Raw genomic sequence first — 19,565 nt, 5'->3', positions numbered from 1 at the left:
TTATTATTTTTTCGTGGTTTTTATGAAAATCCTAATCAGCCTGATTCCAACTTCTAGACGTGGTCATTTTTTTCTCCAAGGCGTTCATCCAAGGTGCTGACTTGTTGTCTGTGCTCCATGTGCCTATGGTTTGATTGACTTGATTCAGTAATTGTTCCGGCAATTTTAGTGGCCGAGTTTGATCGAGTAATATTTTGCTCATGAAATGATAGCCAAGTACGCGTGTAATCAAGCGAGAAATTGAGAACTCAGGCGAGAAGTATCTGACGAAAGTATCGATGCCTCGCACCAACAACATCAGAAGTATAAATAGCTTATGTGACAGCCATGATACACGCTGATTTACGCCTATTTTCTTGGCATTGCTGGTGCCGCACAGATAGCGCGTCATCAGAGCTGGAAATGCTTTAAATACGCGGAAAGGAATGACTTGCTCCATACTTTGCATTAAGGCTTGTCCTAGTCGCGGTCGGGGATCTGGGCTGATCTGCTCACTGCTCGGTAGTGCCTGCATTTGTTGAAACAGTACTTCTGCCTGCTGCATAGTATCGGCCATCAGTTCGCGTCGAATACCCAATATGTGGCCGACCACATTCCATAAATGTAGAAAAGCCAGTTCGTCTTCGCTTGCTAATCCCAGACCAAGTTTGCGCATGCTGCGTAAAAATACATAGCCGAAAGTCAGCAAGGTATAGGCCAGTTCGCTTTGGTTGCAAGGTAAACCAGCGCGCTCCAGATTCCAGCCGTGCGCAAATAGGGTATGGAACAAGTTAGCAGAATTGCTCAGTGGTAAAGGCTGAATATGTTGATTGAAGTGAGCCATTGCGTGCTCCGGGCTGCCACGCAAAATCAGGTTGCGTATCGTCGCGTGGATTAGTCTTACTTTTAGAATTTGAGCGACTCCGCTACCATCGGCCTGACATAAACCACCCTTCATCATTACAGGGAAGATCATCGCAGCGGTGGAGCGTATCCTGTGATCCGTATGCTGTTCCAATTGTCCGGCCGCGTGTAGCACTGCCGATAGATCTGGTATTACATAGCACTCTGGTAGGCTGGAGCAAAATAAGAGCGAGCAAGAGAGTGCACCGTATTCCATAAACAAGGTTTCGGCTCTTTCTATCTTGGCTGGCTCTGCCCAATCTGGCAGGGCTAGTCCCGCTTGCAAATAAGCCTGTAGATGCTGGTCGATCGCGGACTCAGGTCTAGCCTCGGTCTCCGGCCAGTTGGCGATGTCGGCATTGGTTTTCCAATCGTCAAACTGGCGATTGATGCTGGCGATGGTTTGCCATTGAACACTAAGTTCAAGCGGACTATACGATACATTTTCTGCCGCTTGTGGCCAGTCGCCAAGTAGGCTCTGTATAGTATTGTCGGCCAGTGGGTCAGCAAGTAAGCGTGCTTGTTTTAGCTGCTGATCGGAGAGTTGATATTGAAGGATTGCAGCTTTTTTCTTCCCTTGTTTTTTAAGCGAAGAATTCAACTTGAAAAGCGGGATGCTCAGCACCAAGGCAGCCGCTAGTAGCATCAGTAGAAAATGCTGACTATGCCAGGCGAAGGCTAACAGAGCGATAGTGCAAACGAAATAGCTTAACTTAGGGACTGCACTTATGAGAAATTTCATGCTTTACCTGTTGGGATGGTTTTTTTTAAGAGCTGGGCGAATAAAAATGCCAATACCGTATCTTATTTCATCAGCAAGTAAATAGGAAAGAAAAAGGCCCTGCAATTTTCATTGCAAGGCCTGGTTGAGGTGTAAATCTGAGACTAGATCAGGACATTAATAATCGCGTTACCGATTCCAACTAAGGCAGCACCAGAAATCAAACCTGCGCAGATCGGTTCGCAGCCCTCTACCCAGAAGTCATGGCCTGCACTGCCTTTTTCTGTGTTCTTTCTACCCATCCACCAAAACACCATCGCTCCTAACCACATCGCGAAGCATGCTTCTGGGGGTAAAACTACACCTAGACCTATCGATACTGCCGACAAGGGAAAGCGATTTTTTGTGACGATGCGCGCCACTTCGATGGCGGCAGCGCATACGGCAGCGACGATCATGGCGATCACCGCCGAAGTATGCAGACTACTGACGCCCTTGGCGATCAATTCAGCCACGCCTTTCCATTGCACAGCTGCAGGAAAGGCAAATTGCTCAGTCAGTATGGTGGCGGTAGAGCGCAGACCGTTGGCATCGGATGGTAGGAATAATAAGTAGTACAGCGGTATGCACGCAATAGTTCCCGCGATGATACCAATCACGTGGCCTATCGCTTGCTGACGTGGTTTGGCACCTAGCATATAGCCAGGCTTGATATCGGATAGTAGGCTAGACGCATTCATGGCGATTTCCGCCGTCATACCAGCCGGAATAATATTACTCGCCGGGTTGGTATGATCGACCGCACCGATAGAGAATTGGGTGATTTTTGCTAGCGCACCTTGTGGCACCCATGATGTTAGTGCCATGGCGTTGACTGCAATTACCGTCAGAACAAAAATCAAGGGTAGTGAGATGAAAGACAGTAGCCAGGGCACACCGAAAAATTCATGGGTGACGGTGGCACCGAGTACGCTGAAAATTGGCACGCCAACATACGATATCCAGAGGGGGACTTCGATATCGCGTAAGACATCGCTTCCAGCATCAGTTTTTACTTGTTTTTTTGTGAAAGATTTGAAGGCCGTAGTGAAAATTTCGGGTTTCGCCATTAAACCAACTAGCGCACCGACCACCATCATGGAGACCCCCCACCATAGCGACCACTGATTGACGATTTCTGAGCGCGACAAGGCGACCAATGTCCCGGCGGCGTTTACGCGTGGGGCGATATCGCCTTGACCTATCATGATAGGTGCCAAAATGACGAAGTTGATGAAAGCGCCTAGTAAGACGCTGGAAGCAACGCGTATGCCCATCAGGCCACCGACACCTAACATCGCGGCGTCTAGGGTCAGGCGCAGACCCAGTGTACGGAAATCGACACCGAGTATCTTTGGTATCCATAAATCGTATTTCACCGCCGCCATGTAGTAATAGGTATCTAAGCGTTCATGCAGGTTCCAGGCCTCAGTCATACCGGTCCATTTATCCATACGAAGAATTTTGAATTGGATCAATTTCATCCAACCATCGCTCACTATCATTTGATACAGACCGGTAAATACAGCGGTCATACCGAGCAGACGCGCCTTGTACATACCGCTGGCGGCATTGCCGGTATATAGGGCATCGAGTACCACACCAGCCGCACGCCCCTCAGGGAAGGGTAGTTGGTCTTCATTGATGAAGCGGCGCTTCATGGGGAAGGCGATCAGCACACCGAGGGTGGCCACTACCACCATCCAGATCAGCATCTGCCACCAGGGAATGATGACGCCAGTAACGATCATGTAGGCGGTCAGGCTGGAAATCATGGGCGAGACCATATAACCTGCTGCAGTGGCTATCGATTGTGAACAATTATTTTCTAAAATTGTGAAATCCGAAGCGATGCCAGCACTATGCATCATCTTAAACAAGGCAAACGCCAGAATAACTGAGGTCAGGTTGACGCCTATGCCTATTCCAGTTTTAGCGCCGACATATAGCGCAGTGGCTGCCAATATGCCACCCAGTAAAAAACCGGTCACTGCCGAGCGCAGCGTTAATTGCGCCATGCTGCCGCGATAGATATTGCTCAACCACCACTCGTCCTTTTGGGCGCGAGTCCAGTTACTGATTTGCTCGTCGCTAAGTTGTTGCAGCGCCATATTGTCCCCAGTATGTTTTTTGGAATAAATCTTAATTGTGCGAAGGGTCACTTCGGTGCGGCAGTATCAGAGGCATGGATGTTGCTGTCAAGATGCTAGATGAAAATCCAAATATTCCCGCATTTTTCTTGAGATTTGACTGATTTATAGTGGCAAATATGCGAATTGGCTTTTGAACTTAGTTGGGAAATAAAAACAACTAGGCAAGAAAAAAGCCCTGCAAATAATGCAGGGCTTTTCTTTAGAACTTTACCTCAAGGGTAATTACATCATGCCGCCCATACCACCCATGCCGCCCATACCACCCATGTCGCCACCGCCCATACCACCGGCAGCTTTGTCATCTGGCAATTCAGCAACCATCGCATCGGTAGTCAAGATCAGACCGGCAACAGATGCGGCATTTTGCAATGCTGAACGTGTTACTTTAGCTGGATCCAAAATACCCATTTCTATCATGTCACCATAAGTGTCATTGGCTGCATTGAAACCGTAGTTACCAGTGCCGTTGATGATGGCGTTAACCACGATACTTGGCTCGCCACCAGCATTTGCAACGATTTCGCGCAATGGTGCTTCGATTGCTTTCAATACCAGCTTGATACCGGCATCTTGATCAGCGTTGTCGCCTTTGATAGCGCCAGCTGCTTGACGTGCGCGCAACAGAGCAACACCACCGCCAGGTACTACGCCTTCTTCAACTGCTGCACGTGTTGCATGCAGAGCGTCTTCAACGCGCGCTTTTTTCTCTTTCATTTCAACTTCAGTCGCAGCACCAACCTTGATCACTGCAACACCGCCGGCCAACTTGGCTACGCGCTCTTGCAATTTTTCACGGTCGTAGTCAGAGCTTGCTTCTTCGATCTGAGCGCGGATTTGTTTAACGCGTGCTTCGATACCGATTGCTTGACCAGCGCCGTCGATGATGATTGTGTTTTCTTTACCGATTTCGATACGCTTAGCTTGGCCCAGATCGGTCAAAGTAACTTTTTCCAGTGACAGACCAACTTCTTCTGCAATCACTTGGCCACCAGTCAAGATAGCGATATCTTCCAACATCGCTTTACGACGATCGCCAAAACCTGGTGCTTTAACAGCAGCAGTTTTCAAGATGCCGCGGATGTTGTTGACAACCAGAGTTGCCAAGGCTTCGCCATCGACGTCTTCAGCGATGATCAGCAAAGGACGGCCAGCTTTAGCGACTTGTTCCAATACCGGGAGCAGGTCACGGATGTTGGAAACTTTTTTGTCGTACAGCAGAACAAACGGGTTATCCAGGATAACGGCTTGCTTTTCTGGGTTGTTGATGAAGTATGGTGACAGATAGCCACGGTCAAACTGCATACCTTCAACGATGTCGAGTTCATTGTCCAAAGACTTACCGTCTTCAACAGTGATCACGCCTTCTTTGCCGACTTTGTCCATCGCTTTAGCGATGATGTCACCGATGTTTGCGTCGGAGTTAGCAGAGATAGAACCAACTTGAGCGATCTCTTTGTTGGTTGTCGTTGGCTTAGCCAAAACTTTGATCTCAGCAACGATAGCGATAACCGCTTTGTCGATACCGCGTTTCAGGTCAGTTGGGTTAAAACCAGCTGCTACCAATTTGAAGCCTTCGCGAACGATAGCTTGTGCCAAAACTGTAGCGGTAGTCGTACCGTCACCAGCATTGTCAGAAGTGCGGGAAGCAACTTCTTTCACGAGCTGCGCGCCCATGTTTTCCAGTTTGTCTTTGAGTTCGATTTCTTTAGCGACTGAAACACCATCTTTAGTCACGGTAGGGGCGCCATATGAACGCTCCAGAACTACGTTACGGCCTTTAGGGCCCAGTGTTACTTTAACTGCGTTAGCCAGAATGTTAACGCCATTTACAATCTTAGCGCGTGCATCATCGCCGAAAATTACTTGCTTAGCTGCCATGTTGTTTCTCCGAATTCTTTAGATTGTGATCAATTATTTCTGAACGATAGCGAAAACATCTTCTTCGCGCATCACCAGAACTTCATTACCGTCAACTTTGACAGCTTGACCAGAATATTTACCGAACAAGACGCGATCACCGACTTTAACTTCCAATGGGCGTACTTTACCGTCTTCTAACATCTTGCCTTGACCAACTGCTAAAACTTCACCTTGATCTGGCTTTTCAGCTGCAGCGTCAGGCAATACGATACCGGATGCTGTCTTTGTTTCTTGATCCAGACGTTTAACGATGATGCGATCATACAGGGGACGAAGATTCATATTGACTCCTAATAAATTACGATAAGTAAAAATGGTGGTACAAATTAAATGTGTCTTACCAAAACAAAATATTGCTGTAATGATAGCGTCACACTGAAAATCTATTGCTACAGAGGGTTTTAGCACTCTCTGTGCTTGAGTGCTAATTATATGGGCGTGTCTCTATTTTTTCAAGAACGACTTATGTAAAAACATATTTTTCTTTTAAAAATCAAGTTCTTAGCCTTTATTTTTACATCTTGTTACCCTTTGGCCCGCGGCCTTTTGCCAGAGTATCCAGTAGACTAGAGACGCTAATAAGTCTTTATATGCGGTAGAGTTTATAAAAAATCAAGCGCTATTTTTTCATTCTTGTCATCGAAAAAGCTGCTTGAGCCGTTAGATGTGCAGTGTCAGTCATTCTCAATGTGAAAGCGTATCGTGGATAAGTTCTTTATTAAAGTAGGTTTGGTTATCGCTGTGCTGTTTTCTGCCAGCGTTCAGGCATCCGATGTCGGTGTTTCTATACAATTTGGCCAGCCAGGTTTTTACGGTCACCTCGATTTGGGAGGTTTCCAGCAAGCCCCTCAGGTCATTTATCGCGAACCACGCATCATAGAACACGTCACAGTGCAAAGGCCTCCCTTGTATTTAATGGTGCCGGAGGGGCATTCCAGACATTGGGAAAAGCACTGCTATCGCTATGATGCCTGTGGTCGTCAGGTGTATTTTGTGCGCGAGCGCTGGTATAACGAGGTGGTTGTGCCGCGTTACCGCGAAGTGCGCTATCGCGATGATGGCTACCGAAATGAATATCGAAATGAATATCGAAATGAACCTCGGCGTTACGATGATCGCGATGACGACAGGGGGCATGGTCGTGAACATGAACATGAACATGAACACGGTCGTGGACATGATAGAGGGCACCGGGACGATTAATCAGGTTTTGGATTGATCTTCTCCAAGACGTAAAAAGGGCGGATGCTTCAAATCATCTGCCCTTTTTACTTCCTGGCGAGGGTCCTTAATCAATATTAAACTCAGGTGTATGTTTAATATTTATTAAATCTTTTTTGTATCAATCAGTCTGAAAAATTTCTTCTATAGATTGTTGAAATAACTTAGCAATCGCAAATGCTAATGGCAAACTCGGATCATAGCGCCCCGTCTCTATCGCATTGATGGTTTGCCGCGAGACTTCCAGTTGATCGGCCAATTGGGCTTGGCTCCACTCTCGTGCGCCACGCAATTCTCTGACATGGTTTTTCATTTCATTTTTCCATCGATTTGCGCACACAGGCAATGATGCCCCAGCCGCCCATAAAGACTCCCCAGATGACGAACATACTCAAACGGGGAAAGCCTACACCTTCCAAAAAACCATAGGTGAGACTGAAAACGGCGGTCAAGGCGCCTGCCAATGAGATGCATTCCAAGTTCCAGATTCTCAGATATTCGTCCATGCGCTTGAAGTGACGCAGGATCGCCCATAACATCCCTAGTGCTGGCAGCATGGGCGTGAGCGCAAGTAGGGTGCGCGTGATGCTGTCCGGCATGTCTTTGGCAATCCAGGTGACGGGGAAGAGAACCATCAGGTAAAGCAGGATAGATCCAAAAAATTCACGTAGATAAAGTTGATTCATTTGTTTCTCACGCATGCTAATTCTCCATTTTGTAAAGGGTGCTTGACACCTGTAGGTAAAAAAATAGCATATAAAATTCTCTACATGCCAGTTGAAAAAACTGCACTTACCTAGATTCCAGCAAAATTGACGTATTCCATGTAAAGCAGTCTTTACATAATAAACGGAAAATTAGCAATGTCAAGCAAGCTTTACATGAGCATGAAAAATTATTAATGTTTGCTTGTAAACGTGAAAAAAGCCGCTCAGTACTCTGGGCGGCTTTCAAGAACTAAAACTGCTTAGCGCAATTACAGCAACGTGACTTTGACATCGATATTGCCGCGGGTCGCGTTTGAGTAAGGGCAAACTTCATGCGCCTTATGCACAAGTGCCTCGGCGGTGGCGCGTTCCATACCAGGGATGCTCACGTTGAGCGCCACTTCCAAGCCAAACCCGCCTTTGCCGTTGGGGCCTATACCAACTAGACCGTTGACGGTGGTGTCGGCTGGTAAGCTAATCTTCATGGCGGCAGAGACAAATTTCATAGCGCCGATGAAGCAGGCGGAATAACCGGCGGCGAACATTTGCTCAGGATTAGTACCATCACCACCGGCACCACCGAGTTCTTTTGGCGTCGTCAACTTAACGTCCAGATGTTGATCGGAAGAAGTGGCGCGGCCATCACGACCACCAGTTGCTGTTGCGTTTGCTGTGTAAAGTACTTGCATGATATTTCCTTGATAAAAGTATGAGTTAGCTTGCTGTGAGCGCGCATCAAATCGGGCGTCTCATTGCGGCTGAGAGTAGGGCCGACAGAAGAATAATAGCGCACAATTCAATTGCGTGCAATTTAATTTGAAATATCTTCGCTTGGATAGAAATAGGTTATTTCTTCCTTCGTCTGCTGAGCTTGTTGGCGGCGCTCAGTTTCAGCTCTACTTTGGCTTAAGTGTTTTTGCTCAAGTCATCGCGTATCTGCGTTAACTGGCCACGCAGTTGCATTAACACCTCGGCACTCTGGCCGCTGGCGCACATCACTGAGATCGGTATTGTCTTTGCCGCTTGCTTGAGTTCTCTGCCTTCAGGCGTGAGAGTAATGCGCACCTGGCGTTCATCCAGCGTATCGCGCGTGCGCTGCACTAATCGTGCCGCCTCCATCCGTTTGAGTAAGGGCGTGAGTGTGCCAGAATCGAGAAATAATAATTCGCCTATGTCTTTGACTAAAATACCGTCTTGCCGCCACAGCACCAGCATCACCAAATACTGCGGATAGGTCAGCCCAATTTTTTCCAGCAAGGGCTTATAGGTCTTGGTCATCGCCAGTGAGGCAGAATACAGGGAAAAACAAAACTGCTTATCGAGTGTCAGTAAGTCGAGTTCAGTGGCGGGTGTTTTTTTCATGGAGGCAGCTGTTTATCTAGGTATATGAGGCGGATTATCAGGCCTGCAGACCAGTTAATCAAATCTTCTTTTAGCTGCCTAGCCCAACGCGCATATCCCATGCGGGCTGCAGGCCAGGCAGGCCGGAAAGCCGCATGGGATATGCGCGCTGGGCTTGCTCAATTTCAGATTGCTGCAAGAGATCTTGCTATTCGCCTACTGCCACCCGCATGGTGACAAATTCTTCAGCGGCGGTGGGGTGTATGCCTATGGTGCTGTCGAATAGCGCCTTGGTAGCGCCTGCCTTCATGGCGACTGCAAAGCCTTGTACTATTTCACCGGCGTCGGCCCCCACCATGTGCAGACCTACCACTCTGTCGCTGGCATCGTCTACAACCAGCTTCATCAGGGTGCGTTCGGTGCTGCCGCTTAAGGTATGTTTGAGCGCCTTGAACTCACTGCGATAGACGCGGATCTTACTAAATTGGGCACGCGCATCGGACTCGCTATACCCTACCGTGGCGATATTCGGATGGGTAAATACGGCAGTAGGAATCAGCTCATAGTCCATTTTTTTGCTGCCGTCGCCAAATAGATGGTCGACCAGTTGCATCGCTTCGCCCAGCGCCACCGGGGTTAGTTGTATGCGTGCCGTAACATCACCGAGTGCGTAAATCGAGGGCGCTGAACTTTGATAGTTTTGATCAACGATGATGGCACCGCTGGAACTTTGTTTGATGGCCGCATTTTCCAGTCCTAGATTGCTCACTTTAGGCACGCGACCGGTGGCGTACAAGACTGCATCGACCGTCATATTAGTGCCATCTTTGAGTGTGATCTGCAGACCATCTGACTGGCGCTCGATAGTGGCGACATCTGCGTTCAAGCGCAGATCTACACCAGCCTTCCTCACTTCGTTTGCTAGAAAGTGACGTACGTCTTCATCAAAGCCGCGTAATACCTGTTCGCCACGATAGACCTGTGTGACCTGTGCACCGAGTCCGTTGAAAATCGAGGCGAATTCGCAGGCGATATAGCCGCCGCCGACTACCAGCAGCCGCTGCGGGAAAGGGCTGATATCGAAGATCTGATCTGAGCTCAATATGAATTCTTTGCCAGAAATTTCAGGTAGCATCGGTGTGCCGCCAGTGGCGATCAGGAGTTTATTGGCGCTGTAGCTTTGAGCATTGACCTGTACCGTATTGGCGTCAATCAATTGCGCCCAGCCTGCAATGATCGTTACCCCAGCATTGCTCAACAGGTTTTGATAAATGCCGTTTAGCCGGCTGATTTCAGTGGCGCGATTGGCCTTCAATCGTTCCCAGTCGAGGCGCGGTTTTTCTGCCATGCTCCAGCCATAGCCATGCGCCTCTTCAAAGGCTTCAGCGTAATGGGCGGCATAGCTATACAGTTTTTTCGGAATGCAGCCTACATTGACGCAGGTGCCACCTAGTGCACCGCTCTCGACCAAGGCTACGCGGGCTCCGCGCTGGGCTGCCATGCGTGCCGCGCGTACCCCGCCACTGCCACCACCGATGACTAAGAGATCGTACTGAAATTCGTGTTGTATATTTTGCATAAGGCGCCCCTGAGAGTGATTGCTTTGCGCAGCTAATCTGCACTTTGCGTGACCAATTTATGGAGTATAGCTTGCCCCGGTTTTTGGCGTGCATAGCAAGCTTCACAAGAGACGGATAGTTCGCCGTAGCAGAGATGCTGATCGCTACTACGGCATTGCCTAAAGCGGGCTGAGGGGGGGCGCCGAGGTGCGGCCTTAATACGATTTGTAAGGCAAAAATTTTCCGCTTAACAGGACCTTGACCCTATCACCTTTTGGATCTGGTTCACGCGTGATATCCATAGAAAAATCGATCGCGCTCATGATGCCATCACCGAATTCTTCATGGATCAGTTCCTTGATGGTAGAGCCATAGACATTGACGATTTCGTACCAGCGGTAAATCAGTGGATCGGTAGGAACTGCCGTGGGCAATGAACCTTTGTAGGGCACAATTTGTAACCAGGCGGTTTCTTCGGCGGTCAACGAGAACAAATTTTGCGCTATCTCGGCCTGATGTTCATCGAGGCTCATTTGACCCAAGAGTGCGGCGGTTGTCCATTCCTTGCTCTTACCCATTTTTTCAGCAATCTCGCTCCAGCGCATTTTTCGCGCAACCTTGGCAGAGAGTATTTTGACGCTGACTTGATTTCTATCCATGAGTGTTTCTCCTTAAGTGGTGGGGGTAGACAAAAAACTGCAAGACTGAAAGGGTGTTGCATTATTAAAGTTGCGGTGCATTGCGCCAGTTTTGATTGCGTTGTTCAAGGCTAGTTGCCGTGTTCGGTTCTTCGGAGCTTGCGCCTACCTCCAAGCCGGGACTGACTATCCGCGTGTCTTCATCACTGGCGGTGTGGCGTGCGCTGACAGTCTGCTCTTGTATCCGGCGTGAACGGTTAACCAGAAAATCAACCATGTGATTGCGTATGCGGTAGAACTGCGGATCGTGATGCATGGTGGCGCGAGTACGATTTTTGGGCATGGTATTGACGACGATCTCGGCGATGCGTGCATGCGGACCATTCGACATCAGCAGGATGCGGTCAGCCAGCAAAATCGCTTCATCCACATCATGGGTAACCATGAATACGGTTTGACGTGTGGCCGCGCAAATTTTCAGCAATTCATCCTGGATCACACCACGCGTCAGCGCGTCGAGTGCGCCAAAGGGCTCATCGAGCAAAAGCATTTTCGGCTCTATAGAAAAAGCACGTGCTATTCCTACGCGCTGTTTCATGCCACCGGATAATTCTGATGGTTTTTTGTGTTCAGCACCCAATAAACCAACCATCTTCAGGTAGCGCATCGCCTGGGTTGTGACCTCGGCTTTGCTGTAATTTGGCCAGCGCGATTTGACTGCGAAGGCAACGTTTTGCAAGACGCTCAGCCAGGGCATCAGCGCATGTCCCTGAAATACCACGCCCCGGTCCAAACTCGGTCCGGAGATTTCTTTGCCATCCATCGTGATGCTGCCGGCGGTCGCGCTATCCAGCCCGGCTAGCAAATTGAGTATGGTGGTTTTGCCGCAGCCGGAGTGGCCGATGATGCAAATGAATTCGCCTTTTTCTATGCCGAAACTGACATCGTAAAATACCGATGAGTCCTCAGACTCAAAGCGTTTTGCCAAAGATTTCACATTTAAAAAAGCGGTTTCCATGATGCAAGGTTCAGTCAACATAGCTGACAAACTGTTGCAGACGGGCGAAGATCAGATCGAGCAACATCCCGACCACGCCTATCAATAGGATCGCAAACATGACGCTGGTCAGCGACAGGTTATTCCATTCATTCCAGACGAAATAACCTATCCCGGTGCCACCGACCAACATCTCGGCAGCGACGATGACTAGCCAGGCGATTCCCATAGAGATGCGCATGCCGGTCAAAATAGTCGGTGCGGCGGCTGGCAGTATCACCAGCAGGGCTTTGCGTAGTGCTGACACTTCCAGGGTTCTGGCGACGTTGATCCATTCGCGTCTTACCGCTGCCACACCAAACGAGGTATTGAGTAGCATAGGCCAGATCGAGCAGATGAAAATCACAAACACGCCCGAGATAGACGAGTCCTTAATGGTGTACAGCGCCAACGGCATCCATGCCAGAGGCGAGATAGGCTTAAGAATTTGTATAAATGGATTGAGTGCGCGCTGCATCAGCGGCGACATGCCAAGCACAAAGCCAAGTGGGATTGCGACTAAAGCGGCAATCGAAAATCCCAACCCAACCCGCGCCAGCGAATAGCCTAGTTGTATGCCTATGCCCTTGTCGTTGGGGCCATTATCGTAAAATGGATCAGACAAATGTTTGCGCATCGCCAGCCCCATTTGTGCCGGATTTGGAAACCCTGTTACTTTGCTCTCGCTCTCCTTACTTTTTCCCATTAGTTTGGCGTAGTCCTCGTCTTGTTGCGTTTGAGGCGCAACAGTTGCTGCTGACGTAGTCGTGGGCGGCAAGGTGGCAAAATGCCAGCCTGCCAGAAACAGCAAAAATATTAGCAGCGAGATTAAGGCGGCACGCAGACCCAAATGATTAGCCATCGCCTAGCTTATCGTTTGATGGTAAAACTATTGACATAGGTATCCGCGCTGTTGGCATCGAATTCTTTACCCATAATCTTAAATTTTTTGTAGCCAGATTCAGGGCTGGTTTGCCCTAATTCCTTCATGTATTTCTTGGCATCAGTGAGCAGGAAAATTTTTTCTGTGATCGTCTTGTAATCGACCTCGCCTTTGATATAGCCCCAGCGCTTCATCTGGCTCAGTATCCATACGCCCATAGAGTACCAAGGCAGGGGATCGAAGTCAGCGCGGTTCGGTACGTTTTTGATGTTACCCAAACCATCGGCATAACGCCCTGTCAGCACTTGCTCGACCACGGTTTCAGGTTGATTCAGATAAGCAACCGGAGCAATCACTTTGGCTACCAGCGAGCGATGCGCAGAGTCATGCGCCATGGCGGCCGCATTTAAGACCGCACGGTAAAGTGCGGCAAAGGTATTTGGATTTTGTTTGACGAAGTCGTCCGACATGCCAAATGCGCAGCAAGGATGACCATCCCAGATCTCTTTCGACAAGATGTGGATAAATCCCACTTCATCATAGACTGCGCGTTGGTTAAAAGGATCGGGACCGAGGAAACCATCGATATTTCCGGCACGCAGATTGGCCACCATCTCTGGTGGCGGCGTGACGCGTAATTGCACATCTTTATCTGGATCTAAACCGTGTTCGGCCAGGTAATAGCGCAGCAGAAAATTGTGCATGGAATATTCAAAGGGTATCGCCAGTTTGAAGCCCTTCCATTGCCGCGGGTCGCGTTTGTCCTTGTGTTTGACATGCAAGGTGATCGCCTGGCCGTTGATGTTTTGTATGGTGGCGATCCGCATTTGTGTGGGATTAGTACCCAAGCCCATAGACATCGCCAGCGGCATAGGCGACAAAAAATGCGAGGCATCGAATTCCTTGTTGACCATCTTGTCGCGTATCAAGGCCCAGCCTGCGGTCTTGTGAAGGGAGACATTGAGTCCCTGTTTTTTATAGAAACCCAGAGGGTCAGCCATGATCAGGGGGGCGGCGCAAGTGATGGCGATAAAGCCGACTTTTAAATCCTTCTTTTCGATACTGCCTTTTTTTTCTTGTGCCATCGCCTGTAGCGATGCCATCGGTAAGACACTGGCAATAGCGGCACGCGCGGTATTCACGCCAACGGCGCGCAGGAAATCACGACGCACATGATCGTCCGGAAATAGAGCGCGCATCAGCGCTTCTTCGATCACATCTTGGTTCAGGGTTTCAGGGTCGCGTACCCTATTCAGGCTGGCAAGCTCTTGTTGGCGTAATTCATCGGCCAGATGCTCTTGCGCATTGGAGTGCCGCCCGCAGCAGCAGGATCTGCTGTTATTGTGCTCAGGATCGTAAGGTTTGAAAATGGATAGCGACATCGAATAGCCTCCCTTAGTGAGTTGTAGATAATGTAACAATCAAGAGGCAATTGCGCAATCCCAATATGTTTTTTCCGTGCGTTTTTAAAACAAGGCAGAGTTGATCAAACCGGCTGAGAACTTCAGACTTGATGCGAGATCGCAAAGCTTTTCAGATACTCCTGCGGTTTCTGTGCGTCGAAGCTTTTTCCCATGATGATGTGCTTGCGGTAGTTGCCTTTGGGCGGGTTCCAGCCTGCCAGCGCCATATGATGTTTTGCCTCAGTCAATAAAAATACCTTGTTGGCCAATTGCGCATAGTCGACATCGCCCTTGATATAGCCCCAGCGCTTCATCTGCGTCAGCATCCATACCGCCATACTTTGCCATGGGACTGGGTTGAAGATAGCGCGATCCGGCACCGAGCGCGTGTTACCCAAACCGTCCGGGAACTTGCCACTTAATATCTGCGAGATCACTTCCAGTGGTTGATTCAGATAGGCTTGCGGTGCGATGGTTTTAGCGATCTCGTAACGATCAGTCGATAGGCTGGCGATCAGTGAGGCGCTGATGATGGCACGGAACAAGGCCGCAAAGGTATTCGGGTTTTGTTTGATAAATTCATCACTGGCACCGAAGGCGCAGCAGGGGTGACCATCCCAGATATCCTTCGACAAAATATGGATGAAACCAACCCCGTCAAATACCGCACGCTGGTTAAATGGATCCGGTCCGAGGAAACCATCTATGCTGCCATCGGTCAATTTGGCGACCATCTCTGGCGGCGGCACCGCGACGATTTTGACATCTGTCTCCGGATCGATACCGAATTCAGCCAGGTAGTAACGCAGCAAAAAATTATGCATGCTGTAGACAAAGGGCACGCCCAAGGTAAATCCTTTCCATTGCTTGGGATCTCGCTTGTCTTTGTGTTTTAAGTGTAAGGTAATGGCTTGGCCGTTATTATTTTGTATGGTGGCGACGGAAGTGGGGAAGGGCTCATTGCCCAGGCCTAAGCTCATCGCCAGCGGCATAGGCGATAGGAAGTGCGAGGCATCATGCTCTTTCTTAATCACTTTCTCACGTATCATGCCCCAGCCCGCAGTTTTGACCAGGCGCACATTGAGGCCTTGCTCTTTATAAAATCCCAGCGGCTCCGCCATGATCAAGGGGGCTGCGCAGGTGATGGCGATAAAGCCCACTTTCAATTCTTTACGCTCTAAATTACCACTGGTTTCTTGCGCCATGGCCTGCATACTTGCCAGTGGCACGACGCTGGCGATAGCTGCCATCGCTGTGCTGCGACCCACGGCATTTAAGAACGCTCTTCGGGTCGGCTCGTGCGGAAACAGTGCCTTGACTAAGGCGGCTTCCAGAAAATTACGACTGATGACATCGGTGCTGATGATCTGTTTGCTCTGCTGCTCCGCGTGTTGATGTGGGGCATGATTGCCGCCACAGCCGCAGGCGATTAAGAGTGGACGCTCGGCATCGTAAGCGTCGTGTGCATCGTAGACAATGGGAACTTGATCAGACATGGAGAAGACTCCTGTTGTATGAAAACCGGAACAATTAAACAACGAGATCCACGGCTGGCATTGATACAAATTCTGCTGAAACCAAATTTGTATCAGAGTGAAATGTTAGGCTTGCGTGGAGGATAAAAAGGATTCAGACGAAAATATAAACAAGAAAATTGCGTGCTGAACTCAAGACTAGGACATTTGTGGCGAGCTGTCTACAGTAATTTTATTTCCGCATGGAAATATTTATTTATGCCTTATTTGCAATGTTTTCAAAAGGAATGAATTCTCTGTCCACTCACTGGGCAGGGAATATTAAGCCAGTCTCTATTTCTGCTGTTGCCACGGATAATATCCCATGTACTTGTTGATGATGGGCGTGAAAGCATCACGTTTTTGCAGCCTCTCCACCGCGCCCTTTAAGTCTTTTAAGAGCGGTTCATTGGCGCTCTTTTTTGAGACGTGCAACACAAAATATTGTGTGCTCAGCACTAAGGGGGGGCTCAGCGCGCTGGTGGCGATACCTAGTTTTTGCGCGGTGTAATACAGGCCGATATTTGAGCCTATGACTGCATCGAGATGGCCGGCCATCATCATCTTGAAGGCTTGCTCATAATCATTAACCGCATATTTCTTGATTGCCGTATCGGCCGCAAAATTTGCATCAAAATTGCCACCGCGTAGGACGCCCACATTTTTACCGTGCAGGTCAGCCAGGCGCAAAAAACTACTCGAATTTTTTCCTATGATGAAACTCGGTAGCGCCAGCACAGAAATAACTTGATGTGCAACTTTAGTTAAGTCAGCATTGCTATATCGGATGATGACATCGGCATTGCCATACTCCAAATCAAGCACCGTGCGGGCATACGGTGTTATGTTGTTTTTGAAGGGTAGGCCCGCTTCTTCGGCGATGCGATTGCTAATTTCATACATGATACCGCTAGGTTTGCCGGTGCTATCAAGAAAGCCGAAAGGGCTCACTGCAATAGTTCCTATGATGAGTTCACGCTCGGCCGCGTGCACGGCACTCAGGGGTAAGCAAAGCAAAAGGATTAACTGCAAGTGAGCCAGCATGCTGGCGCTTAGGGAGGTGAGCGAGATAGGCGTGTGCATCTGTATCTCCAGATACTTAATTCGTCAAAGATCTAGTTGCAAGTATAGAGCGCAAACCATGCAGATTGCACACTATTTCCCTAAAAATCAAATGCTAGGTAGAATTCAGAAATTAATTATTTGTCTATTTGATGCGGTTTAACACAACTTTGTACAATTTTAAGAAAACCTATGATTACCTGTTACCTGCGCTATGTGATTGATACCTATAAACTCAAGGAATTTGAGACTTACGGAAAAATGTGGATACCCTTAGTGGCGAAATTCGGTGGTGATCATCACGGTTATTTTCTACCATCGGAAGGTGCCAGCAATATCGCGCTGGCGATCTTCAGTTTTCCGTCCTTGGCACTGTATGAGGAATATAGAGAAAAATCCTTCCTCGATCACGATTGCATAGAAGCCTTCAAATATGCCGAAAAAACCCGTTGCATCATTAGCTATGAGCGCTCCTTCTTTCGACCCGTGTTTGAATAAATCGATCTAAGTTTGCCCGTTCCCATGCACTAGCCCAAGACGCATAGCCAGTGCGGGCTGCCAGCCATATGCTCGGCAAAGGCGCATGGAATATGCGCACTGGGCCTGCCGGTTTTTAATTTTTAGCGACTTGGTACTCCATTTTGCATTTGACTCTATTTCACTCTCTCTGACTCTATGACAGTTTTAAACTCAGTCGTGGCGCGCGCCGCTGACTCCGACCTGACTTTAGCCGCAGCACCGCGCAGCGTGCTGGCTGCCGATGGCAGTGTTAATTTTGGTAAATATGCTGGCCCTTTGACGCAGATAGACTGGCGCGGATTGGCGGCTCCGCATCAACGTAGTCGGCTATGGCAGCACTTCCATCATAAACACTGGCAATATGTGGCGCTGGCGACAGACGATATTTTTTGCGGCATTGCGATCGTCGATGTGGGTTGGACCAATACTGCCTTTGCGTATGCCTTTGATCGACGGGCGCAACGCATGCTGGCGAGTTTTTCTCGGGATGGCTTGCCTGGCCTGAGTGCGACACTCAATACGCATCCAGCCGATGGTGCGGCTAGCAGCTTTCGCTTTCTGAATAATCGTATCGATTATCGTCATCTGGCCGCTAGCGAGACTTATCAGCTGACGCTGCAATGCGGCGATTTCGCAATTGACGCCAGTTTTGATGCACGCACCGCGGCCCCATTTTTAAGCGCGATTGGACCAGTGCAGGGAGGCAACGTGCATGCCACGGTGAAATCGGCTGGCCTGCCTTTGCGCGGCAGCGTTCAGATTAAGGGGCGTGAATTTGCACTGGACGGTGGCATCGCCAGTTTCGATCATAGTAATGGCTTTCTGGCGCGTGAGACTGCCTGGCGCTGGGCCTCGGCGCATAATCTGGAGCTGGGCTTCAATCTGCAAGCGGGCTATTTCGGGGATAATGAAAACGCCTTGTGGCTAGATGGGCAGCTTATTTCTCTAGGGGCTGCACATTTTGAATTTGATGCCAAGCAGCCCTTATTGCCCTGGCATATCTATACCGAGGATGGCTTGCTCGATCTGCAGTTTCAGCCTGAAGGCTGTCGTAGCGAAAATAAAAATCTGTTGATTGCCGCCAGCCGCTATCTGCAACCGATAGGGACTTTCAGCGGCTGGGTCAAAGCGGGCAAGGACGCGCCGCGCCGCCCTATAGCCAATTTGGTGGGAGTCACCGAAGACCATTTTTCACGCTGGTGATGTGCTCGTTCGCGCAAGCCCTTTTTAAAATTTGAAGCACAGCTTTATGACACAGTCCACGTTTCAGGCGGCTAATGCCGCCCTCATCCTCATCGACTTGCAGCAAGGTATGACGGAACCGCGTTTAGGGCCTAGAAATATGCCTGAGGCGGAAGACAATATCGCGCTTTTGCTGGCGGCATGGCGCGCCGCCGGACGCAGCATCGTGCATGTGCGGCATATGTCACGTTCGCCCGAATCCGTGTTTTGGCCTGGGCAAGCGGGGGCTCAGATACAGCCGCGTTTCGCGCCCTTGGCCAGCGAACATGTCATGGAAAAAAACGTCACCGATGCGTTTTGCAATTCCGGTTTGGAGCAGTGGCTGCATAGGCGCGGTATCGGGCAATTGGCAATGGTCGGGGTTGCCACCAATTATTCGGTAGAGGCCAGTGCGCGCAGTGCCGCTTGCCTGGGTTTTAAGGTGGCCGTAGTGAGTGACGCCTGTTTTACGTTTGATAGTACAGACTGCAAAGGAACAATGCAAACCGCCGAGCAGATACATTGCATGTCACTGAGTAACTTACAGGGGGAATATGCTCAATTATTGCTGACGGACGAACTGCTCAGGCAATGTAAATAGTGCAAAGGCCGACGATGTCTAGCTGAGCTTAGTGTAAAAGAGTGTAATAGTTTGCAAAATTAGCCATTATCAGAAAAATCCCGGGAATCTCCCTATAAATTCGCGCTATACTCCTGCACTTTATTAATAAATAAGCATTTTTGGA

General features: G+C 49.2%; 19 protein-coding genes. 4 read left to right on the top strand and 15 right to left on the bottom strand.

The window, feature by feature from the left end:
- Nucleotides 1-31: 31 nt before the first annotated feature.
- The 4 genes from EJN92_RS04670 to groES all read right to left on the bottom strand — a co-directional run bounded on the left by EJN92_RS04670 (nucleotide 32) and on the right by groES (nucleotide 5,997).
- Nucleotides 32-1,624: an oxygenase MpaB family protein gene (locus EJN92_RS04670; protein WP_227869710.1), complete on the bottom strand. Its 1,593-nt coding sequence runs from the start codon at nucleotides 1,622-1,624 to the stop codon at nucleotides 32-34.
- A gap of 143 nt (nucleotides 1,625-1,767) precedes the next feature.
- Nucleotides 1,768-3,753, bottom strand: coding sequence for an OPT family oligopeptide transporter (locus tag EJN92_RS04665; RefSeq protein WP_126126744.1), 1,986 nt, complete (start codon nucleotides 3,751-3,753; stop codon nucleotides 1,768-1,770).
- A 264-nt stretch (nucleotides 3,754-4,017) separates the two neighbouring features.
- Nucleotides 4,018-5,673: a chaperonin GroEL gene (gene groL, locus EJN92_RS04660; protein ID WP_126126743.1), complete on the bottom strand. Its 1,656-nt coding sequence runs from the start codon at nucleotides 5,671-5,673 to the stop codon at nucleotides 4,018-4,020.
- Between the two features lie 33 nt (nucleotides 5,674-5,706).
- The gene (gene groES / locus EJN92_RS04655) at nucleotides 5,707-5,997 is read right to left on the bottom strand and encodes a co-chaperone GroES (RefSeq protein WP_126126742.1); all 291 of its coding nucleotides are present in this window, start codon (nucleotides 5,995-5,997) and stop codon (nucleotides 5,707-5,709) included.
- Between the two features lie 420 nt (nucleotides 5,998-6,417).
- Between groES and EJN92_RS04650 the strand changes: the two genes are divergently transcribed.
- Complete coding sequence (locus EJN92_RS04650; RefSeq protein WP_227869709.1) at nucleotides 6,418-6,918, top strand: hypothetical protein; 501 nt, start codon at nucleotides 6,418-6,420, stop codon at nucleotides 6,916-6,918.
- Nucleotides 6,919-7,057: 139 nt separating this feature from the next.
- Here the strand turns inward: EJN92_RS04650 and EJN92_RS04645 are convergent, their stop codons facing one another.
- From EJN92_RS04645 to EJN92_RS04595, 11 genes are all read right to left on the bottom strand, one after another.
- Nucleotides 7,058-7,249 carry a helix-turn-helix transcriptional regulator gene (locus tag EJN92_RS04645; RefSeq protein ID WP_126126741.1) on the bottom strand — a complete coding sequence of 64 codons (192 nt, stop codon included), beginning with the start codon at nucleotides 7,247-7,249 and terminating at the stop codon, nucleotides 7,058-7,060.
- Nucleotide 7,250: 1 nt separating this feature from the next.
- Nucleotides 7,251-7,637 carry a hypothetical protein gene (locus tag EJN92_RS04640; protein WP_126126740.1) on the bottom strand — a complete coding sequence of 129 codons (387 nt, stop codon included), beginning with the start codon at nucleotides 7,635-7,637 and terminating at the stop codon, nucleotides 7,251-7,253.
- A gap of 275 nt (nucleotides 7,638-7,912) precedes the next feature.
- Nucleotides 7,913-8,332, bottom strand: coding sequence for an organic hydroperoxide resistance protein (locus EJN92_RS04635; protein ID WP_126126739.1), 420 nt, complete (start codon nucleotides 8,330-8,332; stop codon nucleotides 7,913-7,915).
- 217 nt (nucleotides 8,333-8,549) lie between these two features.
- The gene (locus EJN92_RS04630) at nucleotides 8,550-9,005 is read right to left on the bottom strand and encodes a MarR family winged helix-turn-helix transcriptional regulator (RefSeq protein WP_126126738.1); all 456 of its coding nucleotides are present in this window, start codon (nucleotides 9,003-9,005) and stop codon (nucleotides 8,550-8,552) included.
- 187 nt (nucleotides 9,006-9,192) lie between these two features.
- Nucleotides 9,193-10,563 (bottom strand): glutathione-disulfide reductase, encoded by a 1,371-nt coding sequence (gene gorA / locus EJN92_RS04625; protein WP_126126737.1) that lies wholly within the window; start codon nucleotides 10,561-10,563, stop codon nucleotides 9,193-9,195.
- Nucleotides 10,564-10,758: 195 nt separating this feature from the next.
- On the bottom strand, nucleotides 10,759-11,202 hold the full coding sequence (gene cynS, locus EJN92_RS04620; protein WP_126126736.1) for a cyanase: 444 nt from the start codon (nucleotides 11,200-11,202) through the stop codon (nucleotides 10,759-10,761).
- 64 nt (nucleotides 11,203-11,266) lie between these two features.
- Nucleotides 11,267-12,199 carry an ABC transporter ATP-binding protein gene (locus EJN92_RS04615; RefSeq protein WP_126126735.1) on the bottom strand — a complete coding sequence of 311 codons (933 nt, stop codon included), beginning with the start codon at nucleotides 12,197-12,199 and terminating at the stop codon, nucleotides 11,267-11,269.
- A 10-nt stretch (nucleotides 12,200-12,209) separates the two neighbouring features.
- A complete protein-coding gene (gene ntrB, locus EJN92_RS04610; protein ID WP_126126734.1) occupies nucleotides 12,210-13,079 on the bottom strand; it encodes a nitrate ABC transporter permease in 870 nt (289 codons plus the stop codon).
- 8 nt (nucleotides 13,080-13,087) lie between these two features.
- Nucleotides 13,088-14,482 (bottom strand): CmpA/NrtA family ABC transporter substrate-binding protein, encoded by a 1,395-nt coding sequence (locus EJN92_RS04605; protein WP_126126733.1) that lies wholly within the window; start codon nucleotides 14,480-14,482, stop codon nucleotides 13,088-13,090.
- Between the two features lie 122 nt (nucleotides 14,483-14,604).
- Nucleotides 14,605-15,999 (bottom strand): CmpA/NrtA family ABC transporter substrate-binding protein, encoded by a 1,395-nt coding sequence (locus tag EJN92_RS04600; protein ID WP_126126732.1) that lies wholly within the window; start codon nucleotides 15,997-15,999, stop codon nucleotides 14,605-14,607.
- Nucleotides 16,000-16,311: 312 nt separating this feature from the next.
- Nucleotides 16,312-17,100: a substrate-binding periplasmic protein gene (locus tag EJN92_RS04595; RefSeq protein ID WP_126126731.1), complete on the bottom strand. Its 789-nt coding sequence runs from the start codon at nucleotides 17,098-17,100 to the stop codon at nucleotides 16,312-16,314.
- 171 nt (nucleotides 17,101-17,271) lie between these two features.
- On the opposite strand from EJN92_RS04595, the gene EJN92_RS04590 reads away from it, so the two are divergent.
- From EJN92_RS04590 to EJN92_RS04580, 3 genes are all read left to right on the top strand, one after another.
- A complete protein-coding gene (locus EJN92_RS04590) occupies nucleotides 17,272-17,577 on the top strand; it encodes an NIPSNAP family protein (RefSeq protein ID WP_126126730.1) in 306 nt (101 codons plus the stop codon).
- A 177-nt stretch (nucleotides 17,578-17,754) separates the two neighbouring features.
- Nucleotides 17,755-18,801 carry a DUF2804 domain-containing protein gene (locus tag EJN92_RS04585; RefSeq protein ID WP_227869708.1) on the top strand — a complete coding sequence of 349 codons (1,047 nt, stop codon included), beginning with the start codon at nucleotides 17,755-17,757 and terminating at the stop codon, nucleotides 18,799-18,801.
- A gap of 46 nt (nucleotides 18,802-18,847) precedes the next feature.
- The gene (locus EJN92_RS04580) at nucleotides 18,848-19,420 is read left to right on the top strand and encodes a cysteine hydrolase family protein (RefSeq protein ID WP_126126729.1); all 573 of its coding nucleotides are present in this window, start codon (nucleotides 18,848-18,850) and stop codon (nucleotides 19,418-19,420) included.
- Nucleotides 19,421-19,565: the final 145 nt, after the last annotated feature.

Origin of the sequence: Undibacterium parvum, from assembly GCF_003955735.1 — a bacterium.
GTDB lineage: Bacteria > Pseudomonadota > Gammaproteobacteria > Burkholderiales > Burkholderiaceae_D > Undibacterium > Undibacterium parvum.
This window is presented reverse-complemented; position numbering and strand designations above follow the sequence as displayed.

What these genes read in the sequence shown, in the direction of transcription:
- EJN92_RS04670 (WP_227869710.1), bottom strand. Translation starts at nt 1,624, where the DNA reads ATGAAATTTCTCATAAGTGCAGTCCCTAAGTTAAGCTATTTCGTTTGC.
- EJN92_RS04665 (WP_126126744.1), bottom strand. Translation starts at nt 3,753, where the DNA reads ATGGCGCTGCAACAACTTAGCGACGAGCAAATCAGTAACTGGACTCGC.
- groL (WP_126126743.1), bottom strand. Translation starts at nt 5,673, where the DNA reads ATGGCAGCTAAGCAAGTAATTTTCGGCGATGATGCACGCGCTAAGATT.
- groES (WP_126126742.1), bottom strand. Translation starts at nt 5,997, where the DNA reads ATGAATCTTCGTCCCCTGTATGATCGCATCATCGTTAAACGTCTGGAT.
- EJN92_RS04645 (WP_126126741.1), bottom strand. Translation starts at nt 7,249, where the DNA reads ATGAAAAACCATGTCAGAGAATTGCGTGGCGCACGAGAGTGGAGCCAA.
- EJN92_RS04640 (WP_126126740.1), bottom strand. Translation starts at nt 7,637, where the DNA reads ATGCGTGAGAAACAAATGAATCAACTTTATCTACGTGAATTTTTTGGA.
- EJN92_RS04635 (WP_126126739.1), bottom strand. Translation starts at nt 8,332, where the DNA reads ATGCAAGTACTTTACACAGCAAACGCAACAGCAACTGGTGGTCGTGAT.
- EJN92_RS04630 (WP_126126738.1), bottom strand. Translation starts at nt 9,005, where the DNA reads ATGAAAAAAACACCCGCCACTGAACTCGACTTACTGACACTCGATAAG.
- gorA (WP_126126737.1), bottom strand. Translation starts at nt 10,563, where the DNA reads ATGCAAAATATACAACACGAATTTCAGTACGATCTCTTAGTCATCGGT.
- cynS (WP_126126736.1), bottom strand. Translation starts at nt 11,202, where the DNA reads ATGGATAGAAATCAAGTCAGCGTCAAAATACTCTCTGCCAAGGTTGCG.
- EJN92_RS04615 (WP_126126735.1), bottom strand. Translation starts at nt 12,199, where the DNA reads ATGGAAACCGCTTTTTTAAATGTGAAATCTTTGGCAAAACGCTTTGAG.
- ntrB (WP_126126734.1), bottom strand. Translation starts at nt 13,079, where the DNA reads ATGGCTAATCATTTGGGTCTGCGTGCCGCCTTAATCTCGCTGCTAATA.
- EJN92_RS04605 (WP_126126733.1), bottom strand. Translation starts at nt 14,482, where the DNA reads ATGTCGCTATCCATTTTCAAACCTTACGATCCTGAGCACAATAACAGC.
- EJN92_RS04600 (WP_126126732.1), bottom strand. Translation starts at nt 15,999, where the DNA reads ATGTCTGATCAAGTTCCCATTGTCTACGATGCACACGACGCTTACGAT.
- EJN92_RS04595 (WP_126126731.1), bottom strand. Translation starts at nt 17,100, where the DNA reads ATGCACACGCCTATCTCGCTCACCTCCCTAAGCGCCAGCATGCTGGCT.
- EJN92_RS04590 (WP_126126730.1), top strand. Translation starts at nt 17,272, where the DNA reads ATGATTACCTGTTACCTGCGCTATGTGATTGATACCTATAAACTCAAG.
- EJN92_RS04585 (WP_227869708.1), top strand. Translation starts at nt 17,755, where the DNA reads ATGACAGTTTTAAACTCAGTCGTGGCGCGCGCCGCTGACTCCGACCTG.
- EJN92_RS04580 (WP_126126729.1), top strand. Translation starts at nt 18,848, where the DNA reads ATGACACAGTCCACGTTTCAGGCGGCTAATGCCGCCCTCATCCTCATC.